Raw genomic sequence first — 26,206 nt, 5'->3', positions numbered from 1 at the left:
CGGTCAAGGCCGTCCTTTTCGGCGGGTCTGCTTTCAAGTTGGGTATAAAAACGGATACTCATTTTTTATTTTAATTGTCGTGTTGCAAAATTAGGAGTGATAATACAAAATTTAAAAAAAACAATCACCGAAGTCAAATTTTTGAATACTGAAGCGTCTCATTGCGTCACTGATGCCCATCTCTCAATTTTTAAGGGATCTTTATATCATAAGAAGCTGCAAGTCTGTGGTTTTTAATGAGTAATCCTTTCCATTAGCAAATAGTTGGATTTTTGGACATTAGATGAAATAATAGTCCGTTGAACTTTTGCAATGAGCTTTGAAATAATTGTTTATGAGTCAATGGCCTTTCGGGGCGATACTTTTTCTTCTGCCTTCTGCCTATCAAACTTCTGCCTGTTGGTTACTTTTATCTAATATCTAAAATTTTAACGATCTATTTTGAAAGTTAAATGGTATAATTCTGAAATGTTCTTATAAACTGCCGATTAATAATTTATAGTAAAAGCTTAACCGGGTATCCTCCATTTTTTACTACTATTTAACCATCGCTACCGACTATGTTTGCTCAAAGATCAAAAGTGAAGAGAATTAAAAAAAATGCAAACAAAATTACTGGATTTCCGTAACGAATTATGTTGCATCTTATTTGGTTGAATGGGTTGTTTTTTGATGTGAGTTGTAAGTTTTTGGTGATGAAGGGTGTTGGCGTTTAAAAAAGAATTGATTGTTGAACATGGTTAAATGGGTTAGGACATACCTTTTTTGTGTTGTTCTGTTGTTTGGTTTTTGTGTTTTTTCAACATCGGGTATGTTGAAATGCGAATGTAAACCGACATTGGGTACTAGTACTGTTGATGAAAACGAAGAGTTTACAGTTATAGATCCTCAGTTGTCCTGTGCAAATTTAAATGCTTTATCAGAACGTGTTTCAGCTCTTTCGGATTCTGCTATAAATGATACCCTGCATATAACGCCTGTCGATTTTTTTATCTCCTTTGAAAAAGATTCTTTGAAAAAAGCCTGGAAAGATTATCGGGCCTGGCTCAATAGCATAAAAAAATCTGCAAGCTCTGAGGGTGTTCTTGTAATTGCAGATTCTATCAGTGAAGAGCAATATAACGAATATGCTTCTCGTTCCGGGACTATGGCTGAAGATTCCCTGAAACGAGGGGAAAGTTACGAAAACCATTCTTCTTCTGATGTAGCAGACAAGATTTCTAAATTCCATCCCGAAATTTCCCAATCTGAAAATATATCCAAGGACAAATATTCAAGATACCCCTTTCATTTTGTTATTCAGGTAGCAGCCAGTAAAACGGAACTTGACTCACTGGAATTAGAACAAGAATACACCGGGCCTTTTGAAATCAGAGAATTGGAAGAGGAAGGGTGGTATAAATACCAGATAGGTTTAACTGAAAACTACCTTGAGGCTTTGGAAATTTTGAAGTCAGTTTCCTCAACTGACCGTTTCCTTGTTGCTTACAATGCTGATGGTGAAAAGCTCAAATTATGGAAGGCTGTTTTAAGTCAAAGACATGATCTAATTCGTTATCGTGTCCAAATAGCTGCAAGTATGATCCCTTTATCTGATGAAAAAATACTTGAAATTTATGATGGGAAGTTGAAGATTTTAATTGTAGAGGAGGATGGATGGTTTAAATACCAAATCGATCTGGGGAAAAACTATCAGCAGGCAAGAGAAAAGAAACAATTAATTGATGTAGAAGGAGCGTTTATGGTTCCATATCTGGGAGAGGAAAAAATGCCTCTCTATAAAGTGTTGAAATTTTACAGTTTTTAAATATAGATGTTTCAAAATGATCCAAGTATGAAATTATTTTTACAGATTTTTTTGTTTGCCGGAGCCCTTAGCTTGTCTTCTTGTGTAAATTTGAAGAAAACAGAGCTCTTGCAACAGAAAACCATAACAGATCTGCAGCAGGAAATCAAAAATGACCGGAGTTCTGTATACAAGATCAATAGCGGTGACCACTTATTTATAAAGGTAACCAGCAGTGACCCGCAGACAAGTAAGTTTTTTCAAAGTGATTTTCCTGATCTCATGAATCCAACTTACATGTTTTTAAATTCCCACAAAGTAAACCGTGACGGCTATGTCAATTATTCTTTTGTGGACAGCATTTATGTTAAAGGATTGACTGTTGAACAGGCACGTGATGAAATTCAGGAAGCTTTAGGGGAGTATTTTAAAGACGTGAATGCTTTTGTTAAGCTTGTCAATTTTCAAATTACCATTCTGGGGGATGTAGGAAGCCCTGGGACTTATACTATTGATAGTGAGGAGATCAATATTCTTCAGGCATTAGGTCATGCCGGTGGGATTAATGAATATGGGAATGCTCAAAATATGATGCTGGTAAGAAAAAGTCCTAATGGTTCTGTTATTGAGTATATAGATTTGACGGATAATGGCCTCTTGCAATCAGAGTATTTTTACTTGCTTCCTGATGATGTGTTGTATGTTTCAACAAGAGGCTCGAAACCTTTTGCTTTTTCAAAATTTCCCTACAGCATGGTTTTCTCTCTTATTGCATCCGGCCTGGCCATTTATGGGTTAGTGAAATAGAAATTCATTATGCATCCGAAGATTGATCCTGATACGAATCGCAAACGGGAAGCTTTTGTCGTTAGGCAGATACTTCTCAAAGCAGTTAATTATTGGCCACTGTTTGTTATTTCGCTGTTTATTGCTTTAACGGCAGCCTATTTTCTTAACAAATTTTCTGAGCCGGTATATAAGGTGAATACATCATTATTGGTTCGTGATGAAAGAGCTTCGGATATTTCACAGCAGCTGGTAGGAATTAGTGGAATATCTGGTTTTGGTCAAAAAACCAGAAATGAAACTGCTATTCTTCAATCTTATGACTTGATTCGAAGAGCGGTAATGGAAACCAACTTTGAGTTAAGCTTTTTCAAGGAAACTCGTTTTTATAATCGCGAAATAAAGGCTCCTGCAGGAATAGTTATCCATTTTGATCAGGAGCATGTTCAACCTTTAAATACGCTTTTTGAAATTAAAATCCTGAACGATTCAGTTTACCGGATTGCGGGGGAGAATGAAAATTGCAGTCTGTATAAGTATTCCCCGAATCAGGTTGCCGGACAAAATATGAATTTTCGTCTGGATACTGTTTTTAATGCCGGACAATGGCTTGATACACCAGAATTAAGATTCAAAATCAATTATAAAGAACCCGGAGTTCAACCTTCATCTTTTTCCTTTAGGTTTAATTCTCTGCAAAGCCAGATTTCAAGATGGACTCATTTTTATGTGGCTCCCCGGGAAGGAACATCTGTTTTAAATATCTCTGTTAATACTACAGTTCCTGAACAAGGAGTTGAGTTTTTAAATTCTTTAATTCGGGAGTTCCTGAATAAAGGAGTATCTCGTAAAAAGGAGGTAGCGCAACGCACCATTGAGTTCATTGACCGGCAATTGCTGGAGTTGAAAGATTCTTTGCGACATTCGGCACGGAATATTCAAAGCGAAAGGGCTGAAAAAGGCCTATTAGATGTGGATTATGAGTTTGAGCGTCTTAAAACAGATCTGGAAGAGCTGGAAAGATCTATTGCTGAACTGGAAATTGAGAACCGGTATCTTTTGTATTTAAAAGAATACCTGAAGGAAAAGGGGGATTTTGGAAATGTCATTATTCCCGCTTCCTTAGACATCGAAAATGCTCAGTTACAGGATATGCTGGATGAGTTATTTAATTTGAACAGGGAGATGAAGGAAGTAAAAGAGGTGACTTTAAAGGCTACCCCTTTTCTTAAAAGAAAGAAAGAGCAGCTTTCAAAAATGAAGGGATCTTTAAAAGATGCAGTCAATGCCCTTTTAGCTGATAATAATCTTAAAAAAGAAGAACTGGAGAAGAAAAGTGCATCATTGAAGGAGCGAATTTGGGAAATGCCCGAAAACAAAGAGTTCTTTAGCCAGCTAGAAAAGAATTACCAGATTAATGATGCTCTCTACACCATGTTACTCACAAGGCGGTCGGAGATGGAAATCTTACTGGCATCCAATTTGCCCGCCAACGAAGTTTTGGAAAAACCCCGTACCGACAGAGCCCGGTTAATTGCACCTAGACGTACTGATAATTATCAAAAGGCTGTTATGCTTGGTCTTGCAATTCCCGCATTGCTTATTGGACTATTCTTTTACTTCAACGACAGAATTCAAAGTGATGATCAAATTGAGCAAATTTCAGATTTTCATATCTCGGGACACATATTAAATAGTCGTACACACGGAAATCAGGTGGTTAAGGACCATCCGAATGCGCTGGTTTCTGAATCTTTCCGGTCCCTGCGGACAAATATTCAATTTATGAATGATCAAAGCGGTGGGGGGAATGACAAGGTTTTTGTTGTAACAAGCGGAAACCTGGGTGAGGGCAAAAGTTTTATAAGTCTTAATCTGGCTTTAAGTCTTGCTGCAACCAGCCACCGGGTTGCATTACTTAGTTTTGATTTGCGGCGGCCCAGGATAGCGGAGTATGTTGGGAGCTGTCTCGACAGGAACGGGTTAAGCAGCTACCTGGCCGGCAAATGTGAACTGGAGGAGGTTTTTAAACCCGGACCTGACGCAAATCTTTATATTGGTTTCGCTGGTGCTGTCCCCCCCAATCCTCCCGAATTGATGATGCGAAAAGGGCTTGTTATTAAATTGTTTGATTATTTACGATCGAATTACGATTTTATTATTGTGGATACGCCCCCTGTTGGAAGGGTCGCAGATGCGTTATTATTGCAAAATTTTGCCGATCATTGGATGTTTGTGGTGAGACATAACCAATCACGCTTACGCAATACCGAGCGGCTCCTGAATGATTTAACGAAAAGAGGGATTTGCAATCTTTCTATTGTTGTCAACGGAATTAAGCATGGAAACAATATTATGGGGTATGGTGGGGCATACAGTTACGGGTATGGGTATGGATATGGTGAAAAATAAAAAAACCGGCCTGTTGGCATTACAGGCCGGTTTCAAATAATTTTATAATCTTTTACTGATAAATCTCAGAACGATTGTAAAAGCCACTTTCTATTATTACTTCATCAATGTTTTCCTTTGTAACAGGGATGGAGTTTATTTGGACTGTCGGAACTTCTTTTAGTCCATTGTCAGTATAAGTGATGTCATATTTGTCTTCTAAGTTCTCCCTATTCACAATATCTATAGCTACCTCGGCTGCTGTTGAGGCAATCGTTTCAAGGGGATGATACATGGTAATGTGTTGTGTTCCTTCAACGATTCTTCTGCAGGATTCTAATTGAGCATCCTGACCTGTGACAATAACTTTGCCTTCAAGTTGGTACTTTTTTAATACATCGATGCAGGCTACTCCCATTCCGTCAAAAAAAGCGATAACGGCATCAACTGATTTGGGATTAGAAGACATTAGTTGGTCTAGTTCATGAGCTGCGTGTGGAGGACTCCAGGCTTCAATATAAGTTTTATACAAAACATTTATTCTTCCGGATTCAATATGTGGTTCAAGGGTGTTTTCGATTGACGCCATAAGTTCAACTGCATTTCTGTCAAATTTATCCCCACCTAAAATCACATAATTGCCTTCAGGGCGCTTGTTCACAACATAACCAGCCATATCCTTCCCGAGTTCCGAATTGTTTCCCGAAATGTAGACTTTTAAATCAGAATTGGGTATCAGGCGATTGTATGCCAGTACCGGGATGTCCCTTGCATTGGCTTCTTTGATGATGTTTTCGGCGGTGTTAACATTTACAGCAATAAGTGCTAATAAGTCGATTCCGGAATCCATCATTTCAATGGCTTTCTCATATTGCAGCGCATCGTTGTCATTTGCATGATCAATAACAACTGTTGCTCCAAGTTCTTCAGCTCTTTCCTTGAAAAACTGACTTTCTTTATTGAAACGAATTGTGATGTCAGAGCTGTAAAGAAATCCAAGCTTTATTTCCTCATTATTTCCGCAACCTGCAAGAGCCAATATAAGTATAAGTGTTAAAGAGGTTGAAAAAAAGTTTTTTAAAGAAAAATTGATGCTTCTCATATTTAGACGTTTTTGGTTCTTTTGTGAGCTTCTAAATAGTATTTATTATTGGCTAAAATACGTTTTTTTCGCCGCTTTGTTTTGAAATGGTCGATTTTTTTTAAACTTTTGGAGAGCAATTGAATTTTGCATTTTTTTATGGGTTGCTTTACAATATTTAATTTCCGGACAAATTATGAATTGGAGAGATTTAAAAATCAGTACTAAAATCAGGGGCAGTCTGGCTGCCGTCGTACTTCTTACATTGCTAATGGGTGGGTTTACCCTTTACAGTTTGATAAATATTGGAAAAGGTGTTAAAGACCTTTCCGGTAAGTATATCCCAACTGTAAATGAGGCCAGTTTAGTAGACCAGAACTGGCGTCGTTTAACTGAAGTTACACGCTCTTACGACTTTACCTCAAATCCTTTTTTCAATCAGGTGTTTGATCGCTATTATGACCAAATGATGGTGGCGCTAAATAACCTTATTGAACTAGAAGAGGGTGAAGAAGAGAGGAATGAAGCTTTTCAGGCCCTGAAGACTAAAATGGAAGCCTATGCGTCCAAATACAAAGATTATCAAGCCGAGCAGGAACAAGCTTCAAACCAGCGCAAGGAAATGGCCCACTACGGGCAGGCATTGGCAGGTACCGGGGAGAGCTATCGTGGCAATACCCGTTACCAAAGAATAATCCGTAGAGCTCTTGGTATTTGGGGGAGTATTCAGTCGAAAGATTATGCCCGGGAAGCCATTGCAATGGGTGAAGATCTTGAGGATAGTCGTGAGTTACAGGAAGACATTTCCGTTGTTTATTTGCCTTCTCAACTTGAGTCGGATTTGAATGGTTTTCTGAATTCAGCTGTTTCATTTATTAGTTATTATCAGAATGCCCGATTGTCTGAAGTAAAACGCTTTGAACTGGGAAAAGAAATTTTATGGGAAGTGCGTGCCATTGCCGATATGGGTCAGGGAGACATAAAGGGAATGGGGAATCAAAGTGCCAGAATTGTTGATAATGTTCAAAACCTGGTTATTATTGCGCTTGTTATATTATTGTTACTGGGTCTTGCTCTTTCTCTTTATTTGCCCGGTTCAATTGCCAATCCTATTTTAAGAGGAGTTGGACTTGCAGAAAAGGTATCAGCGGGTAATTTATCGGTAAGGTTTGATACCGACAGAAAGGATGAGGTAGGCCGTTTATCCGTCGCTCTGGATAATATGGTAAAGAACCTCCGTGTTATTATTTCAGATATCACAGAAGGAACTCAGGAAATGGTCGAGGCCAGTTCAAGTCTAACCCGTGAGTCGACCGAACTTGCTGAAGGAGCCAACGAACAAGCATCCGCCGCTGAGGAAGTATCTTCTTCCATGGAGGAGATGTATGCCAATATTCAGCAAAATACGGATAATGCCAAAGAAACTGTTGGAATAGCCAAAAAGGCAGCTACAGATATGAATGAAAGCAATGATATATCTGAAAGAGCAGCCGGATTTTTGGAGGAAATTACTTCTAAGATATCTGTTATTGGCGACATCGCTTTTCAAACCAATATTTTGGCACTTAATGCCGCTGTTGAAGCTGCCAGAGCGGGTGTTGAAGGACGCGGTTTTGCAGTCGTTGCGGCTGAAGTAAGAAAGTTGGCAGAACGCAGTCAGCAAGCTGCCAATGACATTAATAAAGTTTCTGTACAAAGCATAAACTCTTCGCGTGAATCTCGTGAAATGCTAATGTCTCTTACACCGGAGATAGAAAAAACCGCTGGTTTAATTCAGGAGATATCCGTGGCTTCACTTGAGCAGGTGTCGGGAGTGGAACAAATAAATAACGCCTTGCAACAGTTAAATCAGGTTACGCAGAGAAACGCGGCAAATTCGGAGGAAATAAACTCTGCAGCTCAGCGCATTGATAAACTTTCGGAACGCCTGGAGCGTGCCATTTCAGTTTTTAGTCTTCGGAATGAAAAAGGAAATGAAGAAAATGATCTTTTTGCCGGGGCCTCTAATCAAAGCGAAAGTGAAACGGAAAAAGAAATGTTGGAAAGAGAAGGTGCTAGTTGTGAAGTGTCGCAAGAACAACTTGAAAAGAAAAAGAAAGGGATAAATCCTGATTTTGGAAGAGACTTTAATGATCGTGAAGAGGATTATGAGAAGTTCTGATAATTAGTGCCCGTCTATAAATCCAGCAAAAATATTAAGTAACCATGTGTTTGTTCAAAAAGTGTTAGTTACAAAGCCTGCCCCGATTTTTCTTCGGGGCTTGTGAAGCCCTGAAATACGGAGTCCCGATACTTCGGGATGAGTAGTTTTCGGGCAGACGTAACGCAGCAAATGGGACTTTATGAACAGGCACAAATTAACAGAAAAAGGACCGGCTTGATGTTCAGTCCGGTCCTTATTTTACAAGATTAGAATTGCCCGGGGCATTGCTCCGGGCTTTTTTATTCCTCAGGATTATCAGGCGGCGTTTGGGGTTCTCTGTGTTCAGATGTTTTTGTTTTTAATTCTGGATATTCAACCCGTGCATGATATATATTCTTCAGTTTTTGTTTAAATACCTGCTTTACCTGTGTAATTTCTCTGAAGGTTATCGGAGCATTGTTAAATTGATTTTCTTCAACCTGGTGGTTGATGATGTTTTCCACCAGTTTCTCAATTTCTTCATCCGAGAATTTTTTTAAACTTCTTGACGCTGCTTCTACAGCGTCTGCCATCATCAAAATAGCTGTTTCCTTAGTGAAAGGTGTAGGTCCCGGATAAGTAAATTTAGAAATATCCACATCTTCATCGGGGTGCTCATTCTTGTATGAATTGTAAAAGAATTTGGCTTTTGTGGTGCCCTGATGGGTGCGGATAAAATCAATAATTTGTTCAGGTATTTTGTGTCTTCTTGCGATCTTTACCCCTTTTTCAATGTGTTGTATGATAGATTGTGCGCTCTTTTGATGATCGAGGTTAGCATGGGGGTTAAATCCAGTGTTTTGATTTTCGGTAAAGAAAATAGGTGAAATGGTTTTTCCGATGTCATGATACATGGCCCCCGCCCTGACAAGAAGCGGGTTCCCACCAATTTTGTATACGGCTTCCTGTGCAAGGTTTCCCACCTGCAGAGAATGCTGAAAAGACCCGGGGGCTTTTTCTGCCAATCGTCTCAGAAGGGGATGGTTGGTGTCAGATAGTTCCACTAAGGTTACATCTGAAATAAATCCAAAAACTTTTTCAAAAACATAAATCAGAGGATAAACCAGCAAGATAAATGCCCCGTTTATTACAAATTGTCCAAAAACAGAAAGGTCGATACTTTTTAAATCTCCTTCATGAAGCACCGACATTGCTGTGTAAAATACAGAATAAGTAAGAACAATAAAGATGGATGACCTTACCAGTTGCTCACGGCGCACCATCCTGAACAGACTAAATATGGCAATCAATCCAATGGGCACCTGCATATAAACAAATTCAAAGCTGTTTTGTGTAAAGAAGGCTGCCATCATTACTGTAATGACATGCATGAAAAAGGCCAGTCGTGAATCAAAAAAGGTTCTGATGATAATGGGTAGTATCGCAAAAGGAATAATATAAAGAGGAAAAAACTCAAACAGTCTCGATAGTCTGGCCAATAACAACATGCCGATTACCATGAGGAGCATAAAAGATATGGACAGAAGGTTGTTATAGACATCCTTACGAAAAAAATACAGAAACATATAGATTATGCTCATGAACAAAAAGGTCATCAGTGCCTGACCCAATATTATAAAATAATAGCCAGATCCTCCGCCCAAAGATGTTTCATATTCTTTTTTCAGGGAATCGAGAATTTTTACAATTCTGTTATCTATGATCTCTCCGGTATCAATGATGCGTTGTCCGGAGAGGACTATTCCGCTGGTAAGGCTGAGGTTATTCAGTATCTTGTCTCTCTCCCGGGCCGTTTTCTCGGGATGGTAGGTAATGTTGGGTTTCAGATACCGGTTAAGGTGAAGATCCGAAATTAAATCGTCTATCCGATCCTGTCCGGCGTCTGAAATATTCCTTAATTTACTGAACAGGGCCATTGAAATTTGCTGATAGGCACTTTGATAATTATGAAATTCACTAAGGCCTGAAGGTTCTGCAAAATTGTTCTTTACAAGCACCAGTTCAAAAGATTCATTGGCATTAATGTATTCCTCGGGGAGATGAATCAGACCTTGATTGTAAATACTGGTCAATTCTGTTTTTACAGTATTTGTTAAAACTTGCCAGGCCGATGAATGCTCTTTTATATTGTTGCCGGATAAAAAAGGGTAATCATCGATTAAAATTTCTTTTTGTTTTTCCATATTTGCCAGCGCCCTTCTTGTTTGTTCAATGCCTGTAACTGTGTCGAGCGTGAAATAGGGACGAAAGTTATCCAGAATGCTGTCCCGTTCTTGTTGCATTTCTGCTTGATTCTTATAAATCGGAAAATCGAAGGGGGCAATGAGCATCTCATGTTTCCATGGCTTCCCTTTGCTGTATTCATAGGGGAATTTTCCTTCTCTTGGAAGGATATAAACCACCATAGCAATGGCCGCAAGAAATATTAATACCCTGTAAATGCCTGTTGAATTTTCTTTTATGCTTGAAAAAAATGTACGCATATAAATAAAATAATAGCTTGTAAATTCTTTTTATTGATGCCTTGTTTTAAAGCACTAATATAAGGAAAAGGTTCATTTGGTTAAAATCGCTGCTGATCATTAAACCGGCATTTGATATAAAGTAGATCTTTTGGTCAGATATGAAAAAAAATACCCTGGTGGTTTGGTTAGAAAATGTTTACATGTAAAAGCTGATTTGAGGTTTTTGAAATCCAAAATTAATTACCAAATTAGCGCTAATCCCTGACAGGAAAGAAACGCAATTTTCGAATTTATGGCATATTCAATTTGTACTTATGGTTTTATTCCGGTTCGTACCGAGCCGGCAGAAAGTGCTCAGTTAGAAACTCAGATTTTATTCGGGGAAAGCTTTGAACTTCTTGAGCATATTCCCGGTTGGCAAAAAATCCGTTGTCATTACGATGATTACCAAGGCTGGATTGATGATAAATTGGTTGTTAAGCTCGATGATCGTGATGTACAGCAATGGGATAAAGCTTCAGGTGTTATTGTTGACAAACCCTATATTAAAGTCATTTGCGAGTCTGATTCCAGTGCCATGTTGGTTTCAGCCGGAAGCCGGGTGGTGTTTAATGGAGAAGATCGTAATGCCATCAGAATAGGATCTTTCGAATTTTATCTGCAAGGCAAAATTTCAGATAAAAAACCTGATATTGAGACTGTTGCCAGAGGGTTCATGAACGCCCCTTATCTTTGGGGCGGACGCTCGTTTTACGGCATTGATTGTAGTGGTCTGGTTCAGGTGGTATTTAAAACAGTTGGAGTCTTTCTTCCGAGAAATGCTTCACAACAAATTGATGTTGGCGAGGTCGTGAGTTTTGTTGAAGAAGCCGGAACAGGAGATTTGGCATTTTTTGATGATGAAGAGGGGCGTATCATTCATGTTGGTATTTGCCTCGGACAAGGGCGTATATTGCATGCCAGTGGATCAGTTCGTATTGATGCCCTTGATCATCAAGGTATTTATAATAAAGAACGCCGTTTGTATTCCCATCGATTACGGGTGATAAAAAGATTCTTAAATGAGTAAGAACAAATATTGTTACGACTATCCACGACCTGCAGTTACTGCTGATGTTGTTGCTGTTTCCGGTAACTCTGATGATGCAGATGCCAGTTTGCTTTTGATAAAAAGGGCCCGCCCTCCTTTCGAAAATATGTGGGCTCTACCGGGTGGTTTTGCTGATATGGATGAGGATATTGAAGACAGCGCCATTAGGGAATTGGAAGAAGAAACAGGACTTACCGACGTTAAGATTCATCAAATAGGGGCCTTTGGAAAAGTTGGACGTGACCCGCGCCATCGAACCATCACAGTGGCATATCTCTCATTGCTCGAAAAAGAGATTGAAGTTGTTGGTGCTGATGATGCTGCTGAAGCCCGATGGTTCCCATTAAAAGACTTGCCGCCTCTTGCTTTTGATCATGGGGAAATCGTTGAGGCAGGACTTAAGCTCAGGGAAAGACTGAGACAATGATTAGTGGTCAGTGGTCAGTGATCAGTAGTCAGTGGTCAGTTGTCAGAGATCAGTGCTCTGTTGATTGAATGTTTGATGAGTATTGAGCAAGGGGCATGTTCTTTCATCTAAGTAAAATCATAAACCATTTAAAATGTGTTTTTTATAATTTTCTTAGTTTTTTAAATATGCCGCAAAAAGAATCAAAGTTTCTTATATTCGAAAGTTTCCAGCTTCTAACTTCCAGCCTCCAGCTTCCGGCTTCCGCGCGGCTGGGTTACTTAAATCTAAATATCTAATATCTAAATATCTAATATCTTTCCCGGTGGGATGGTTGAAGGGTTGAAAGGAGAGAGGGAGCAATTATCAGTAGTCAGTGATCAGTGGTCAGTGGTCAGTGGTCAGTGCTCTGTTGATTGAATGTTTGATGAGCATTGAGTAAGGGGCATGTTCTTTTATTTAACTCAAGTTGTAATCAGCTTTATGTCAAGTTGTTAATGCATGAAGTTAGATCTTTGCTTATCAGGCAAAACATTCTTTTGAATGTTCAAAGATGGCCTTTCGGGGCAATACATTTTCTTCTGCCTTCTGCCTATCAAACTTCTGTCTGTTGGTTACTTTTATCTAACATTCTTAAATCTAAACATCTAATATCTTTCGGCTAAGATTAGCTGTCCTTTCAGCCTGATAAAAACAGGTATTCATTTAGTTTTATATCCCATGGTCTACATGTTTTTACCGGACCCCAACGTTTCATTCTCTAAAACCAGGATGGCTTCAGGTCCCTTGTTAAATAGCAAATCCAAAATACTGAGATTAGAGATAAATCCATGCCTGTCGTCAAATACTTGTTTATAGGCAATAGGCTTGAAGAAGGAATCTCCTGATTTTAGAGGCTTCTTGGGGTGGATGGATTCTCTTAAATCCAATATTTCTTTACCCGGAATATTCATAAATTCATCTGTAAAAGAAATCTGAAGGTCAATTCCCAACAGATCCGATATAACCTCCATCGTTTTTATATTAAAATCGAAAAGCCAGGTATGTTTTTCTTTAAAAAATGGTTCGATTTCATCACAGTAAAACTGGAAAAAAGGTGAGGAATTATAGGCTGAAACAAGGGAATTCCAGTGGTTGTTTTGCCATGGAGTGTGGTAAGCAATTTTTACATCCTTGTCGGCCACTTTTTGGCTCTTTTGCTTTTCCACCGGAATCGTCAGAGCCAAAGGTCCATTTGCTCCCACTATGTTATATCTGTTTCGGTAGGACTGTCTGGAATAATGGCTGTGTTTCTCAATTATTGCGGGACCTTTATTTAAACAAGCATAATATTCTACCGGCCCAAAACAGGCCTGACTTAATAAAGTTCTTTTGATCATCAGGAAGGAAAATTTTTATTGGAAATGGAGCTTCTGATATAATCTGCTTTATTCACAAATAATTTATTCCTATGCCCAGCTATCTGCGAAATACAATCGTCCTGAACAAAATGGATATGAAAATAACTTGTTATTTCCTGCATTCATTTTATTTGCAGTTGATTGTACTTCCTGATATTTGAACCTCTCATTACAATAATTCATGAATAAATCAGTTTGAGATTTTTGCAGGAAGCCCTGTATGTGTGTTTTCAACTTGAAAAGTTATACCATAAACATGTGAATAATTATTCTATTTCATTGAAATTGTTTGAAGAAATGGAGTTGTCTTTTTTCTCTTCTTTAAATGCATCTTTGTCTTTTTGGAGTTTTTCCTGCTCTTTTCTTTTATTTTCTTTTCTGGTTGAACGATTGCTGCGAAACAGGAAAACTGCCCCAACAATCAATCCCAGCAGAAAAGCCACGATAAGAAGGACCGAAAGGGGCAGGTAAGTTTTCCATATGAAAAACCTGAAGCCCACTTCCTGTGCATTTTGAACTGAAAAGAATACCAGTATTAAGGCTGCAATAATAAAGCCCCAAAAGGAAAATGTTTGATTTCGTTTCATCATCACTGGTTTTAGAATTAAAAATCCAGGGTAAATAGTCTTTGCAAGAAAACTCCGATAACTGCGTAACGCTCATCTTACTTGCCAGTCATTTACAGAATTAAACTCCTGACAATTAAGACTCGCAAGCCTTGTTCTCGAAGCTTTCTTATCAAAGCCTTCGAAAAAAAGAGGGTTTTCTTGCAGGCACTAAATACGCCTGGAAAATATCAATAAGAGAAATTTTAATTCTTTAATTTACTAAATTCTCCGGTATTTTTCCAATAATATGGTTTTCCGGAAGCAACCCCCAAAACCTGCTGTCAAATGAGTGGGGGCGATTGTCACCCATCACCCAATAGTAATTTAGTTTGAACTTATAATAGGTGACAGGCTTTTGGTCGATAAAAAATTTATTCTCTCTTTTTGTCAGGTCATTTTCCTCGTAAACCCTGATGGCCCGCTCATAAAGGGGGAAGTTTTCAGGGGTGAGTTTAATGGAATCTCCCTTTGCAGGCAGTATAATAGGGCCCATAAAATCAGTATTCCAGCCGGTTGATATGTCAAAAGGAAATGTGTGACGGTCAGGGACATTCTTTTCCAGCAGAGCCGGGTTAAATTTTGCTTTGGTATTTTCCGGAAGATCTCTGTAACTATCCAGAGTCATTTCGGCTACAATTTCTCCTTTGCTCTGATAGTGGTTTAAAATATTGAATTTATCTTCAATTTCCCGGAATCCCTCCTTACTGTCCGACCATTGGAACTTTTTAATAATCGTGGGTGAAAGAATGATTCTTTGGCCATTGATGAAAAGAAACCCATTTTTTATTTCCAAAGTATCCGATGGCAATGCTACAAGGCGTTTAACAAATCTTGGACGCTGTTTGACGTTCAGAGGTATTAAGTTACCCCATTTTCTGATCATTCTGAGACGGTCGAAATTATTATAATGGCGTTTCAGATAATAGTAGCTTTCATCCGGACGGTTGTCAAGTATGGTGTCGCCTTCCGGAAAATTGAAAAGGATAATGTCGCCTCTTTTCAATGAATCTGTTCCGCCCATTCTGAAATACTTGTCCGGATCCTGAGGAAAACGTCGCGGACCCGGTACCAGTTTGTTGACTACTATATAATCTCCCGCATTTATCGCTTTCTCCATAGATGGAGAGGGAACAGAAATAAGTTCGATACCAAATCTGTATATCAGTATGCCGGTTAATAGTCCTGCAGCCAGAATCAGCATGCCGGAAACAAATAGGTGGATCCGCTGATGCTTCTCTTTGAAGCGCCTTTTCAGCGATTTTATATCTGACCTGAAAAACCAGCTAACCCAAACTAACAGGAGTGCTGAAAATGGAATTAAAAGCAGGTGAAACCACCATGCACCCAATATAATTAATACAGTTAATAGTATTTGAATACCTGGTGTTTTCATCCTTTTATCAACCTGTTGTGATATGTTATTTTTTATTCACCGGCATATTTGAAAAAGCGATCCCATCTGATATTCATCGGGAAAGACTTGTTTTTGTCCAGAGATAACCATACCAGGATTGGTTTTCCTATAATGTGGTCTTCCGGAACAAATCCCCAGTATCTTGAATCTGCTGAATTGTGGCGGTTGTCACCCAGCATGAAATAGTAGTCCATTTTAAAGGTATACTCATCTGTTTCATTGCCATTGATGATAATTTTGCCGTCTTTTACTTCCAGCTTGTTCCTTTCATAGTTCCGGATGATTCTTTCATAAAGAAGAATGTTTTTGGGCGATACTTTTACTGTGGTCCCTTTTTCAGGCATCACAAGGGGGCCGTAATTATCTCTGCTCCATTGAAAGTTTTTACTGTAAGGAAATACCTGGTTGGAGGTGCTGTCTACTTTAGATTCAGAAATGGCCACATCTTTTATAAACGGCATCTTTTTTACTTTCTCAAACATTGACTCCGTTAAGGGCAGGGTATAGTATGGGCCACTTCTTCCCATATATCTTTCAGGATCGCTGATGTCCAGTCTTTCATAAAAATTCTTGTTCAGATTAGTACCATCGGTAATGAGATGATAATTGTGCTGAACACCTTCCGGTTCCTTAAAATCTTTTCCGTTAATAAAAATTTTATTGTGCCTTATTTCAAAGGTGTCCCCAGGCAAAGCAACACAACGCTTCACATAGTTGTCCCGCCTGTCAACCGGCCTCCAGATTACTTCTCCGAATTCATTGGGATTCTGTTTTACGAATTCAGCCCCCAAAGCTCTTGTTTTAAGCCTTTTTTCATATTCACTTAAATTAGAGAAATCTGAATTGTTATTTCTACTAAGTCTGCTTTCCCCATATCGTCTGATCAAATTAAAGTAGGCAGGGTTGGGCTGCAGGACGGCAACAGTGTCCTGAGCAGGGAAATTAAACACCACAATGTCAGCTCTCTCAACATCCCCAAAACCTGCAAGTCTTTGGAAGTCCCATTGGGGCTTTTCGCTGTATGATTTGGTATTTATCAGGGGAAATACATTCTGAACGAGTGGAAATGACAATGGAGTCATTGGCATCCTGGGGCCATAGCTCATCTTACTCACAAACAAGTGGTCACCTACCAGTAATGTTTTTTCCAAAGACGAGGTTGGTATTTTATAGTTTTGGAAAAAAAAGATGTTTATAATATAAACTGCTACCAATGCAAAAACCAAAGCATCCAGCCATTCTTTCCAGGCAGGAGGTTTACTGCCGTCTTTTGCTTTTTTCCATGCACCCCAGGGGATTAATTTTGTAATGTAGAGATCAAAGATTATTGGAAGTCCCAATAAAATCCAGAAATTGCCAATCCAAATAACCCAGAGGGTAAAAAGTAATGCTGCAATACTGAATTTAATCCAGCTTGCCTTTGGAACATCTTGCAGGTTGATCATATTATTGTAGTGTTTTGTTTCAAACAAAGGGGCTGTTCCTCAAAGTTCTTATTATCAATACTTTTGTCATTCTGAACGTAGTGAAGAATTTCATGTTTTTGCGACTTCAAAACTTCAAAATGCCAAGAGTCTTGTTTCTTTCAGACAGCCACGTACTTGTCTGGCTTGATTATCAGGTTTTCTAATTAGTGCGTGTCTATAAACTAAGCGTCTTTTAGGTGTTTGAGCTAGAAAGTTCAAATTCAAGGCGTGTGAAAAATCTAAACCGCAGTCCCGAAGTAGCTTTTGTAAGGTTTTTGAACAAAAAACCAACAAAAAGCACAATCGGGATGAGGATTTAGATTTTGAGCAACAACGCAGAAGTTGGACTTTATAGACAAATACTAATTAAAACTTTAGCATGTCTCTCATGCCAAGAAAACCTTTGTTTTTGGCAGCGAACTCTGCAGCAAGAACCGCGCCAAGAGCAAAGCCTTTTCGTGATTTGGCACTATGATGAATGGTGATTTCATCTACATCTGATTCATATTTTACCGTATGTATTCCCGGTACATCACCTTCTCTTACAGCCTTAATCACCAAATCACTATCTTGCTCCCCCTTGTCCAGTTTCCACTCTTTTTTTCGGTCGATGTTTTCCAATAAATCATCAGCCAAAGAAATTGCAGTACCACTGGGAGCATCCAGCTTTTGAGTATGGTGAACTTCAGTCATCTCCACACCATATTCTTCCCTGTTGTTCATGATCTTTGCCAGATGACGGTTCAATTCGAAAAGAATATTAACGCCAACACTGAAATTTGAGGCATAGAAGAACGTTTGACCATTCTTCTCACAGGCTTCTTTAATTTCCGGCAGCTTATCAAGCCATCCGGTGGTTCCCGATACTACTGGTTTGTTGTATTCAAAACACTTTTGGTAGTTGGAATAGGCTACTTTGGGAATTGTAAATTCTATCGCAGCATCTGCCTTTTCAAAGTTTCCGTCATCGAAATCCTCTCCGGTTGCAACAGGATCTATTTTTGCCACAATCTCATGTCCTCGGGAAATGGCAATTTTTTCAATTTCTTTTCCCATTTTTCCGTATCCAATCAATGCAATCTTCATATCGTAAGGTTTTTTGTTATTATCAATGTCGTTTTTAAGCTGTAAGTGGCAAAGATAACAAAATATGCAAAATGAGAAGGGGAGGGGGGCAGTGTTCGGTGGTCAGTGGTCAGTGTTCAGAGTTCGGTGTTTTGAACCGCGGAGCGGTGACAGATCGGTAGGAAATGTTTTTCATTTCAATAACAAAAGCTGCGGCAAAATGGTCAACTTCTGTCGCAGCTCCGCAGCTGGTTTAGTTGTCGGGTCAGTATTTAGGGGCTGCTGAAAAAGTCAAAAGGGCAAAATTTACAAGCCGCCCAATCGAAGGAGTATTGAAATACTTCGAGATTTGGGCGGTGCAGTAAATTTTGTTCTTTTGATTAGCTGTTTTTTTATGATTAAGTGCAAAGAAATCCGAGTTTGATGTGGAATAACCTTGCACTTAGGAGTTTGTTGATATGATTTAAAGTTTTAAACGCTAATAAAGTAGGCGTTTTTCAGCGCTCCCTATTTATTTACCGTTCTGTCGCCGCTTTGCGGCTTAAGAAAAATGCAATTCCTGCACCCGGCTCCATAAAAAGAAAAGCCCGCAACCAAAAAATGATTGCGGGCTTTCGAAAATAATATCTGAACGTTTAGTTCTTGTTCATGGCTTTTTTTACCACAGCTTTAAAAGCATCCGGATGATTAACGGCCAAATCGGCAAGAACCTTACGGTTGATGTCAATATTCTGTTCTTTCATCATTCCCATCAGGCGGCTATAAGAAATACCTTCGAGACGTGCGGCAGCGTTGATACGCTGAATCCAAAGCGAACGGAAGTTTCTTTTCTTCGCTTTACGGTCACGGTAAGCATACTGCATACCTTTTTCCCAGGCATTTTTGGCAACTGTCCAAACATTTTTACGACGGCCATAATACCCTCTGGTGAGTTTCATCACCTTTTTTCTTCGTGCTCTTGAAGCAACAGTGTTTACTGATCTAGGCATTTTTACTGTTTTTTCGAATGGTTAGCGCCCACTTTTCAGGGTCTTTTAGCTAATTCATTCAGTTTAAAAAATAATTCAAGCAATTTGATTGAAGATAATTTCAATTCTTAAAACACAATCGATATGTCTTAAATCTCAAAATCTAACAATCTCAGAACGGCGGCTTACTTCATGTTAAGCATTAGCTTCACATTGTTTTGGTCGGCTTTGTGTACCTCTCCAAAATACGTAAGGTTACGCTTTCTCTTTTTTGCTTTTTTAGTCAGAATGTGACTTTTGTAAGCATGTTTACGCTTAATCTTACCGCTTCCAGTGAGTGAAAAACGCTTTTTCGCACTGGAATTCGTCTTCATTTTTGGCATTGTTCTATATATTTAGTTCAAAAATATACAACTATTTTTTCTTCTTGGGCGAAAGAAACATGGTCATCCGTTTGCCTTCCAGACGCGGCATTTGCTCAACCTTGCCAACTTCTTCAAGATCCTGAGCCAAACGAAGGAGAAGGATTTCTCCTTTTTCCTTAAAAAGGATGCTTCGGCCTTTGAAGAATACGAAGGCTTTAACCTTGTCACCATCTGTCAGGAATTTTTCAGCATGCTTCAGTTTAAAATTGTAGTCATGCTCATCGGTGTTTGGCCCGAAACGAACCTCTTTCACCGAAACCTGAACGGATTTCTGTTTTTGTTCCTTTTGTTTCTTCTTTTGTTGATAGAGGAACTTTTGATAATCAATGATCCGACATACTGGAGGATCGGCCTTTGGCGAAATTTCAACCAAATCCAATTCCATTTCATCAGCCATTTTCATGGCTTCCTGTGTCGGGTAAACCCCTGGATTTTCGATACCATCACCAACCACACGCACCTGAGGCACGCGGATTTGACGATTTGTCCTGTACCTGATTTCGTCTTTGGGGTTACGTCCGGTATTTTTTCTTGGTCTTCCTATATCTAAACCCTCCTTTACTTTTAGTTAATAATCTTTTGTTTATTTCTTTTGACCTTTAAGGTCTTCTTTTTAAGCTCTTAATTACATCTCCTCTTTTTCTTACTCCCCTCCTTTGGAGGGGTGAGGGGGAGGCATTATTCCACTCCTTTGGAGGGGCTGGGGGAGGCTTCAATTTCCTCAAGTAGTTTTTGCTCTTCCTTTTTTATGAAAGCAGCAAATTCCTCGAGTGTCATAGTGCCCTGATCTCCCTGTCCCTGACGACGTACCGATACCTGATTGTTTTCCATTTCCTTTTCTCCAACAATCAGCAGGTATGGAATACGCTTCAATTCGTTATCGCGTATCTTTTTACCTATCTTTTCATTACGGTCGTCTAATACGGCGCGAATATCGGAATTATTCAGGAAATTTAAAACATTTTTTGCGTAATCGTTAAATTTTTCGCTGATTGGCAGAATTACTGCCTGTTCAGGTGTGAGCCAAAGTGGGAATTTTCCTGCTGTATGTTCTATCAATACGGCAACAAAACGCTCCATACTGCCAAAAGGTGCCCTGTGAATCATGATGGGGCGATGCTTTTGGTTGTCCTGGCCGATGTATTCAAGCTCAAAGCGCTCAGGGAGATTATAGTCCACCTGAATGGTTCCAAGCTGCCATTTACGGCCAATTGCATCGCGAACCATGAAGTCAAGTTTGGGGCCATAGAAGGCTGCTTCACCTGTTTCAATAACAGTCTGCAGGCCTTTTTCTTCACAGGCTTCAATAATTGCCTGTTCTGCCTTTTCCCAATTTTCATCGCTTCCAATGTACTTTTGGGTGTTATTTGAATCCCTTAAGGATATTTGAGCAATATAATCGTTAAAGTCAAGCGCTTTGAAGATGTAAAAAATAATGTCGATTACCTTTTTAAATTCATCTTTAAGCTGATCGGGGCGACAGAAAATGTGTGCATCATCCTGAGTGAACCCGCGTACACGAGTTAAACCGTGTAACTCACCGCTTTGTTCATAGCGGTAAACTGTTCCAAATTCTGCAAATCGAATAGGCAGATCACGGTATGAGTGTGGCTTTACGTTGTAAATCTCACAGTGGTGGGGGCAGTTCATTGGTTTCAGCAGGAACTCTTCTCCTTCAGCCGGCGTATTGATTGGCTGGAAAGAGTCGGCTCCGTACTTGGCATAATGACCGGATGTTTCATACAACTCCTTTTGCCCGATGTGCGGCGTGATCACCGGTTCGTAACCATATTTTACCTGCACTCTCTTCAGGAAATTTTCCAGGCGCTCCCGAAGTTTGGCACCCTTGGGAAGCCAAAGTGGCAAACCCTGGCCCACTCTTTGCGAAAACGCAAAAAGCTCAAGTTCTTTTCCGAGTTTTCTATGGTCTCTTTTTTGGGCTTCTTCCAGTTTTTGCAGGTACTCATCAAGCATTTTTTGCTTGGGGAATGAGATGCCGTAAACACGGGTCAGCTGCTTTCTTGTTTCATCTCCTCGCCAATAAGCCCCGGCAATGCTGAGAAGTTTTATGGCTTTAATCGGTGAGGTATTCGTAAGGTGTGGGCCACGGCATAAATCTGTAAAGTTACCCTGTTCGTAAAAGCTGATGGTGCCATCTTCCAGTTCGCTGATTAATTCAACTTTGTATGGATCGCCCTTCTCTTCAAAGAATGAAACGGCTTCTTTTTTTGGTATTTCCCGTCTGACATATTCGTTTTTCTGACGGGCAAGCTCTATCATTTTCTTCTCAATTTTTGGAAGATCTGCATCTGTAAGAACCCTTTCACCGGGATCTACATCGTAGTAAAAGCCATTTTCAATAGCAGGACCAATACCAAATTTAATACCTGGATACAACTCCTCCAATGCTTCAGCAAGAAGGTGCGCAGATGAGTGCCAAAACGCATGCTTGCCTTCTGCGTCTTCCCATTTGTGAAGTTTTATGTTAGCGTCCTCGTTAATCGGTCGATGAAGATCGTACAACTGATCGTTCACGGTGATGGCAAGCACTTCTTTAGCCAGTCTGGGACTTATGTCCTTTGCAATTTCAAGACCGGTAATGCCTGCTTCATATTCACGCACCGATTGATCGGGTAAAGTAATTTTTATCATTATGTTTGTATTTAGCTTTTTTGAACATGCAAAGGTAAGAATATGAAGGGTAAAATAAAAATGGTAGCTCCCTTAATTCCCTTTTGAGGTTGCCTCAATAGTCCAATTTTGAGGTCATTCTGAGTGCCTACCCCAAATAATCTAGGTGAATAATGCGGATATGACAAGATTTGCTGTCTTCGGCTCCTGGTCCCTGAAAAGGGGCCAATCTGGATAACCCCGGGTGAAAACCCGGGGGAGAGGCCACTAAAATATCTGGTCCCTGAAAGGGGCCAATTTTCAATTTGCTAATATTTTGATTTTTACAGAAATCTGTCAGTGGTGGCTTGTCGAAGGATCTTTTTGTTAGAAAAACAGATGTTTCACCTTCACTCAACATGACATATATTTGATATTTTATGCTTTAGAGACAGCCCCTTTGTAAATTATCAGCTGGGGGTGATGATTGGTTATGTATTTTAAAACAGCAAAGAATTAAACAATTATGATAGAATTTGAGGGTGTATGTCTTTCTTTTGGAGCGGTTTCTGTTTTTGAGGACCTTTCCTTTCATGCTGATGCCGGCTTGCACACTTGTCTTTCGGGACTCTCGGGTAAAGGCAAATCTTCAATTTTAAAGATGGTTCAGGGGTTTGTTGTGCCTGAAAAAGGTGATATCCTGGTGGATGGACTGGAATTAAATCCTGAAAATGTAAAGGCTATACGTTCTAAGCTCGCTTTTGCTCCTCAGAATATAAATCTTCCGGTGAAAAATGGAAAAGAGTTGGTTGAGCTGATAGGGGAAGACCTGTCAGAGGATTTAATAATGCGAAATATTGGATTTCTGGGGTTGTCGTCCGATATGTTTAACCGATCCTTTGATGAAATGAGTGGGGGGCAAAAGCAGCGGGTTGTGATTGCTTTTTGTCTGGCTCTTCCCCGGCAGATAGTTCTTTTGGATGAACCAACTGCTTCTCTTGACGATGAATCTATTGACCATTTGATTCGTTTGGTAGCAGGTCAAAAGGGCAAAACTATTGTCTCTGCCTCTCACAATCAAAAATGGATCAATTCTGCTGATGAAGTTATTACATTATAATATATGTCGTCATGATCGATATTGAAATTGTAGATTTGTTAATTGGGTTTTCAATTCTCGTTTTGCCAATTATTGTTTTCTTGTATTTCAGGATCCGGTTGATAAAAGATTTGCTGGTGAGTATCCTGAGGATGATTGGGCAACTATTTCTGGTTGCTGTTTATCTGGAGTGGATTTTTGAAAAAAACAACGCCTGGATTAATTCTTTGTGGGTTGTTGTAATGATTTTGATAGGAGCAGGGACCGTTTTAAAGCGGGTTAAGCTTAACTGGAAGGAGTATTTATTTCCGTTTATTCTGGCCGGTTTCATCTCTATGATAATAATCGACAGTTTCTTTCTGGGATTAGTCCTAAAGCTGGATTATGTTTTCGATGCCCGGTATTTTGTGCCTATTTCAGGTATGGTGTTGGGCAATTCATTAAATCATAATATAGTAGGGCTTTCAACCTATTTTGATGGGCTGTCACAAAAGAGGGAGCTTTACTACTTTATTTTGACCAATAGTGGCAGTAAGAAAAAAGCTATTTTACCCTTCATTCAGGATGCCTTGATAAAAGGATTGAATCCACTCCTTGCAAATATGTCTGTTATAGGGCTTATATCATTGCCGGGAATGATGACCGGGCAGATACTTGGAGGTGCTTCCCCGGTTGTTGCCATTAAATACCAGGTTATGATTATGCTGGCTATTTTTGTTGGCTGTACAATGACATTGGTTTTAAGTGTCTTGTTCTCCGGCCGCTTTTTGTTTGATGATTATGGGAGAGTGAAGGAGCATGGAGCGTAGTCAGTGGTCAGTAGTCAGTGGTCAGTGGTCAGTAGTCAGTGGTCAGTGGTCAGTAGTCAGTAGTCAGTAGTCAGCAGTCAGTGGTCAGTTCGGTGTTCAGTGGTCTGATGTTTGGAGGTTAGATGCTGGATGTTAAAGGTTAGATGAGCATGGAGCATACGGGCTGAAAGCCCAGATGAATTTAGCCCGGGGCAACGCCCTGGGTGGGGTAGGATGTATTGAATATTTTTAGCGCCCTGAAAGGGCAGGTAGAGCGAAGGGCTGTGGTCAGTAGTCAGTGGTCAGTGGTCGGTAATCAGTGGTCAGTAGAGAGATGAGAGTTGAGCATAGAGCATAGAGCATGGAGCAAAAGGAACTTATTATATCTATTAATCTTAAATCTAACCATCTAATGTCTCATAAGGGTGGGATGGTAGGAAGGTAGAACGGGTCAGGGCTTTTGAGGAGGAGGATATCTATTTATCTTAAACCTATCCATCTAATGTCCTTGAAGGAGGGACGGTCGAATGGTAGAAGGGGGGGAGGTTAAAGGGTGGGAGGAAGCCGCAGAGCGGCGGTAGAGCGGTAGACAGAAATGAAGAATATGAAAGATAGCTGCGGAGCTGCGGCAGATAAGAACAATGATCAGTAATCAGTGGTCAGAAGAGAGATGAGAGTTGAGCATAGAGCATGGAGCGAGGTGCATGGAGCACAGAGCATAGGAAAAAAGGGCCAACGGCCCGAAAGCAAAAAGCCCGGAGTGAAGCCCCGGGAATCGATTGGAGAAGGATTTATGGAGCCCTGAATGGGCGAGAGATAGAAGAAGTGCAATGATCAAAAATCAATTATCTGGAGGTGGGTGATTAGTGTGCATTGATGTTCTTCACATATGAGGCCCCATTATTTGTTGCAATTTCGCCAGAATGGAATTTTCAACCCCTGCCACACAACAGAACCCGGGTTGCCAGAATCAATCTTTAGACTCTTTCAAAAAAACCGGACCATTTAAAGCAGCCCGGCTAACTGAGATTAGTTATGAAGTACGGGATGATAAGAAATATCCAAAACAATGGGTTTCACAAGTCTCTTGTAATCTTTAAACGACAGTTGAATAAGTTCGGAGTGGTTGCAGGCATTAAACGCAATAAACGGATCCTTTGTCAATTCCTTAGCAACAAAAACATCCATGTTGTAAAGATTGCCAAACGGGGGCATAGCACCTACTTCACAATCTGTGAATTGGTTCTTAAATTCAAGTTCATTGGCCAGCCGTACGTCTTTTGCACCGGTCGCTTTTTTTAAGGCGTTGGTGTCAAGACTTGCTGAGGCTGGGATTACAGCCATACACAACCGGCCATTGATCTTTACCATGACGGTCTTCGCTATTTCTTTGCCCGAAATATGGGCGTAAGCAGCAGTTTTTTGAGCAGTGTAAGCGCGTGAATGAATGATGCGCCGGTAATTTACCTGCTCCTTGTTCAGGTATTCTTCTAAATGTGTCATCACAAAACCTCCCAATAGTTAATGATAGTAATTTTACTCTTTGAAGTTACAACCAAATGGATGGGATGTAAAGGGGAATCAGTGGTCAGTAGTCAGTAGTCAGTGGTCAGTGGTCAGTAGTCAGTAGTCAGTAGTCAGCAGTCAGTGGTCAGTTCGGTGTTCAGTGGTCTGATGTTTGGAGGTTAGATGCTGGATGTTAGAGGTTCGATGAGCATGGAGCATACGGGCTGAAAGCCCAGATGAATTTAGCCCGGGGCAACGCCCTGGGTGGGATAGGATGTATTGAATATTTTTAGCGCCCTGAAAGGGCAGGTAGAGCGAGGAGCAGTAATCAGGAGAGGTTAGATGGTTAAAGGGTTGATGGAAGCCGCGGAGCGGCGTAAGACCGGTAGTAAAGAAGAATTATGCATATGCCAGTTAGCTGCGGAGCTGCGGCAGATAAGAGCATAGTGCATAGAGCAAGGAGCATGGAGCAAAAGGAGCTTATTATATCTATTAATCTTAAATCTAACCATCTAATGTCTTATAAGGGTGGGATGGCGTTATCAATGATCAAATATCAGTAATCAGTAATCAGTGGTCAGATGAGCCGTCCTAATATAGGTTGACTTTTTGATTTATTATTAACTGCAAAATTGCTAAAAAAAAAGAGTGCCTTGATTGACATTTGATTTTAATTTTCTGTTTTGATCAGAATATATGTTAACTGAGG

20 protein-coding genes are annotated in these 26,206 nt (G+C 39.9%); 8 read left to right on the top strand and 12 right to left on the bottom strand.

Going from position 1 to position 26,206, the window contains the following annotated elements; genetic code table 11:
* The first annotated feature begins 811 nt into the window (after positions 1-811).
* The 3 genes from DDZ16_RS17200 to DDZ16_RS17190 are packed head-to-tail and all read left to right on the top strand — an operon-like array spanning position 812 to position 4,984.
* Positions 812-1,807 carry a hypothetical protein gene (locus DDZ16_RS17200; protein WP_146192253.1) on the top strand — a complete coding sequence of 332 codons (996 nt, stop codon included), beginning with the start codon at positions 812-814 and terminating at the stop codon, positions 1,805-1,807.
* 27 nt (positions 1,808-1,834) lie between these two features.
* On the top strand, positions 1,835-2,593 hold the full coding sequence (locus DDZ16_RS17195) for a polysaccharide biosynthesis/export family protein (RefSeq protein ID WP_158275698.1): 759 nt from the start codon (positions 1,835-1,837) through the stop codon (positions 2,591-2,593).
* A gap of 9 nt (positions 2,594-2,602) precedes the next feature.
* Positions 2,603-4,984 carry a polysaccharide biosynthesis tyrosine autokinase gene (locus DDZ16_RS17190; protein WP_109265726.1) on the top strand — a complete coding sequence of 794 codons (2,382 nt, stop codon included), beginning with the start codon at positions 2,603-2,605 and terminating at the stop codon, positions 4,982-4,984.
* Between the two features lie 52 nt (positions 4,985-5,036).
* Here DDZ16_RS17190 and DDZ16_RS17185 read toward each other — a convergent pair whose 3' ends face one another.
* Positions 5,037-6,065 carry a substrate-binding domain-containing protein gene (locus tag DDZ16_RS17185; RefSeq protein WP_109265725.1) on the bottom strand — a complete coding sequence of 343 codons (1,029 nt, stop codon included), beginning with the start codon at positions 6,063-6,065 and terminating at the stop codon, positions 5,037-5,039.
* Between the two features lie 175 nt (positions 6,066-6,240).
* Here DDZ16_RS17185 and DDZ16_RS17180 point away from each other — a divergent pair, with 175 nt between their 5' ends.
* Positions 6,241-8,205 (top strand): methyl-accepting chemotaxis protein, encoded by a 1,965-nt coding sequence (locus tag DDZ16_RS17180; protein WP_109265724.1) that lies wholly within the window; start codon positions 6,241-6,243, stop codon positions 8,203-8,205.
* Positions 8,206-8,486: 281 nt separating this feature from the next.
* Here DDZ16_RS17180 and DDZ16_RS17175 read toward each other — a convergent pair whose 3' ends face one another.
* The gene (locus DDZ16_RS17175) at positions 8,487-10,670 is read right to left on the bottom strand and encodes an HD family phosphohydrolase (RefSeq protein ID WP_109265723.1); all 2,184 of its coding nucleotides are present in this window, start codon (positions 10,668-10,670) and stop codon (positions 8,487-8,489) included.
* Between the two features lie 274 nt (positions 10,671-10,944).
* Here DDZ16_RS17175 and DDZ16_RS17170 point away from each other — a divergent pair, with 274 nt between their 5' ends.
* Positions 10,945-11,721, top strand: a complete 777-nt coding sequence (locus DDZ16_RS17170) for a C40 family peptidase (protein WP_109265722.1) — start codon at positions 10,945-10,947, stop codon at positions 11,719-11,721.
* Positions 11,714-12,169 carry an NUDIX domain-containing protein gene (locus DDZ16_RS17165; RefSeq protein ID WP_109265721.1) on the top strand — a complete coding sequence of 152 codons (456 nt, stop codon included), beginning with the start codon at positions 11,714-11,716 and terminating at the stop codon, positions 12,167-12,169. The genes DDZ16_RS17170 and DDZ16_RS17165 overlap by 8 nt, the downstream gene beginning before the upstream one ends.
* 704 nt (positions 12,170-12,873) lie before the next feature.
* Here DDZ16_RS17165 and DDZ16_RS17160 read toward each other — a convergent pair.
* The 9 genes from DDZ16_RS17160 to thrS all read right to left on the bottom strand — a co-directional run bounded on the left by DDZ16_RS17160 (position 12,874) and on the right by thrS (position 22,146).
* Positions 12,874-13,527 (bottom strand): WbqC family protein, encoded by a 654-nt coding sequence (locus DDZ16_RS17160; protein ID WP_109265720.1) that lies wholly within the window; start codon positions 13,525-13,527, stop codon positions 12,874-12,876.
* A 287-nt stretch (positions 13,528-13,814) separates the two neighbouring features.
* Positions 13,815-14,135, bottom strand: a complete 321-nt coding sequence (locus tag DDZ16_RS17155) for a LapA family protein (RefSeq protein ID WP_109265719.1) — start codon at positions 14,133-14,135, stop codon at positions 13,815-13,817.
* A gap of 232 nt (positions 14,136-14,367) precedes the next feature.
* Positions 14,368-15,549 (bottom strand): signal peptidase I, encoded by a 1,182-nt coding sequence (lepB, locus tag DDZ16_RS17150; protein ID WP_109265718.1) that lies wholly within the window; start codon positions 15,547-15,549, stop codon positions 14,368-14,370.
* A gap of 32 nt (positions 15,550-15,581) precedes the next feature.
* A complete protein-coding gene (gene lepB / locus DDZ16_RS17145) occupies positions 15,582-17,015 on the bottom strand; it encodes a signal peptidase I (RefSeq protein ID WP_109265717.1) in 1,434 nt (477 codons plus the stop codon).
* A gap of 387 nt (positions 17,016-17,402) precedes the next feature.
* Positions 17,403-18,122: a 4-hydroxy-tetrahydrodipicolinate reductase gene (dapB, locus tag DDZ16_RS17140; RefSeq protein WP_109265716.1), complete on the bottom strand. Its 720-nt coding sequence runs from the start codon at positions 18,120-18,122 to the stop codon at positions 17,403-17,405.
* 614 nt (positions 18,123-18,736) lie between these two features.
* The gene (gene rplT / locus DDZ16_RS17135; RefSeq protein WP_109265715.1) at positions 18,737-19,090 is read right to left on the bottom strand and encodes a 50S ribosomal protein L20; all 354 of its coding nucleotides are present in this window, start codon (positions 19,088-19,090) and stop codon (positions 18,737-18,739) included.
* A gap of 164 nt (positions 19,091-19,254) precedes the next feature.
* Positions 19,255-19,443, bottom strand: a complete 189-nt coding sequence (gene rpmI, locus DDZ16_RS17130) for a 50S ribosomal protein L35 (RefSeq protein WP_449405535.1) — start codon at positions 19,441-19,443, stop codon at positions 19,255-19,257.
* A 40-nt stretch (positions 19,444-19,483) separates the two neighbouring features.
* Positions 19,484-19,993, bottom strand: coding sequence for a translation initiation factor IF-3 (gene infC / locus DDZ16_RS17125; protein WP_262511944.1), 510 nt, complete (start codon positions 19,991-19,993; stop codon positions 19,484-19,486).
* A 179-nt stretch (positions 19,994-20,172) separates the two neighbouring features.
* The gene (thrS, locus tag DDZ16_RS17120; protein WP_109265712.1) at positions 20,173-22,146 is read right to left on the bottom strand and encodes a threonine--tRNA ligase; all 1,974 of its coding nucleotides are present in this window, start codon (positions 22,144-22,146) and stop codon (positions 20,173-20,175) included.
* Between the two features lie 484 nt (positions 22,147-22,630).
* Here thrS and DDZ16_RS17110 point away from each other — a divergent pair, with 484 nt between their 5' ends.
* Positions 22,631-23,224, top strand: a complete 594-nt coding sequence (locus DDZ16_RS17110) for an energy-coupling factor ABC transporter ATP-binding protein (RefSeq protein ID WP_109265710.1) — start codon at positions 22,631-22,633, stop codon at positions 23,222-23,224.
* Between the two features lie 11 nt (positions 23,225-23,235).
* Positions 23,236-24,012, top strand: coding sequence for an ABC transporter permease (locus DDZ16_RS17105; RefSeq protein ID WP_109265709.1), 777 nt, complete (start codon positions 23,236-23,238; stop codon positions 24,010-24,012).
* A gap of 1,008 nt (positions 24,013-25,020) precedes the next feature.
* Here DDZ16_RS17105 and DDZ16_RS17100 read toward each other — a convergent pair.
* Complete coding sequence (locus DDZ16_RS17100; protein WP_109265708.1) at positions 25,021-25,494, bottom strand: aminoacyl-tRNA deacylase; 474 nt, start codon at positions 25,492-25,494, stop codon at positions 25,021-25,023.
* Positions 25,495-26,206 lie beyond the last annotated feature (712 nt).

The sequence above is a fragment of the Marinilabilia rubra genome, from assembly GCF_003121985.1.
GTDB classification, from domain to species: domain Bacteria; phylum Bacteroidota; class Bacteroidia; order Bacteroidales; family Marinilabiliaceae; genus Marinilabilia; species Marinilabilia rubra.
Note: the sequence above shows the minus strand (reverse complement) of the source record. Positions and strands in the feature narration are given on the sequence as shown.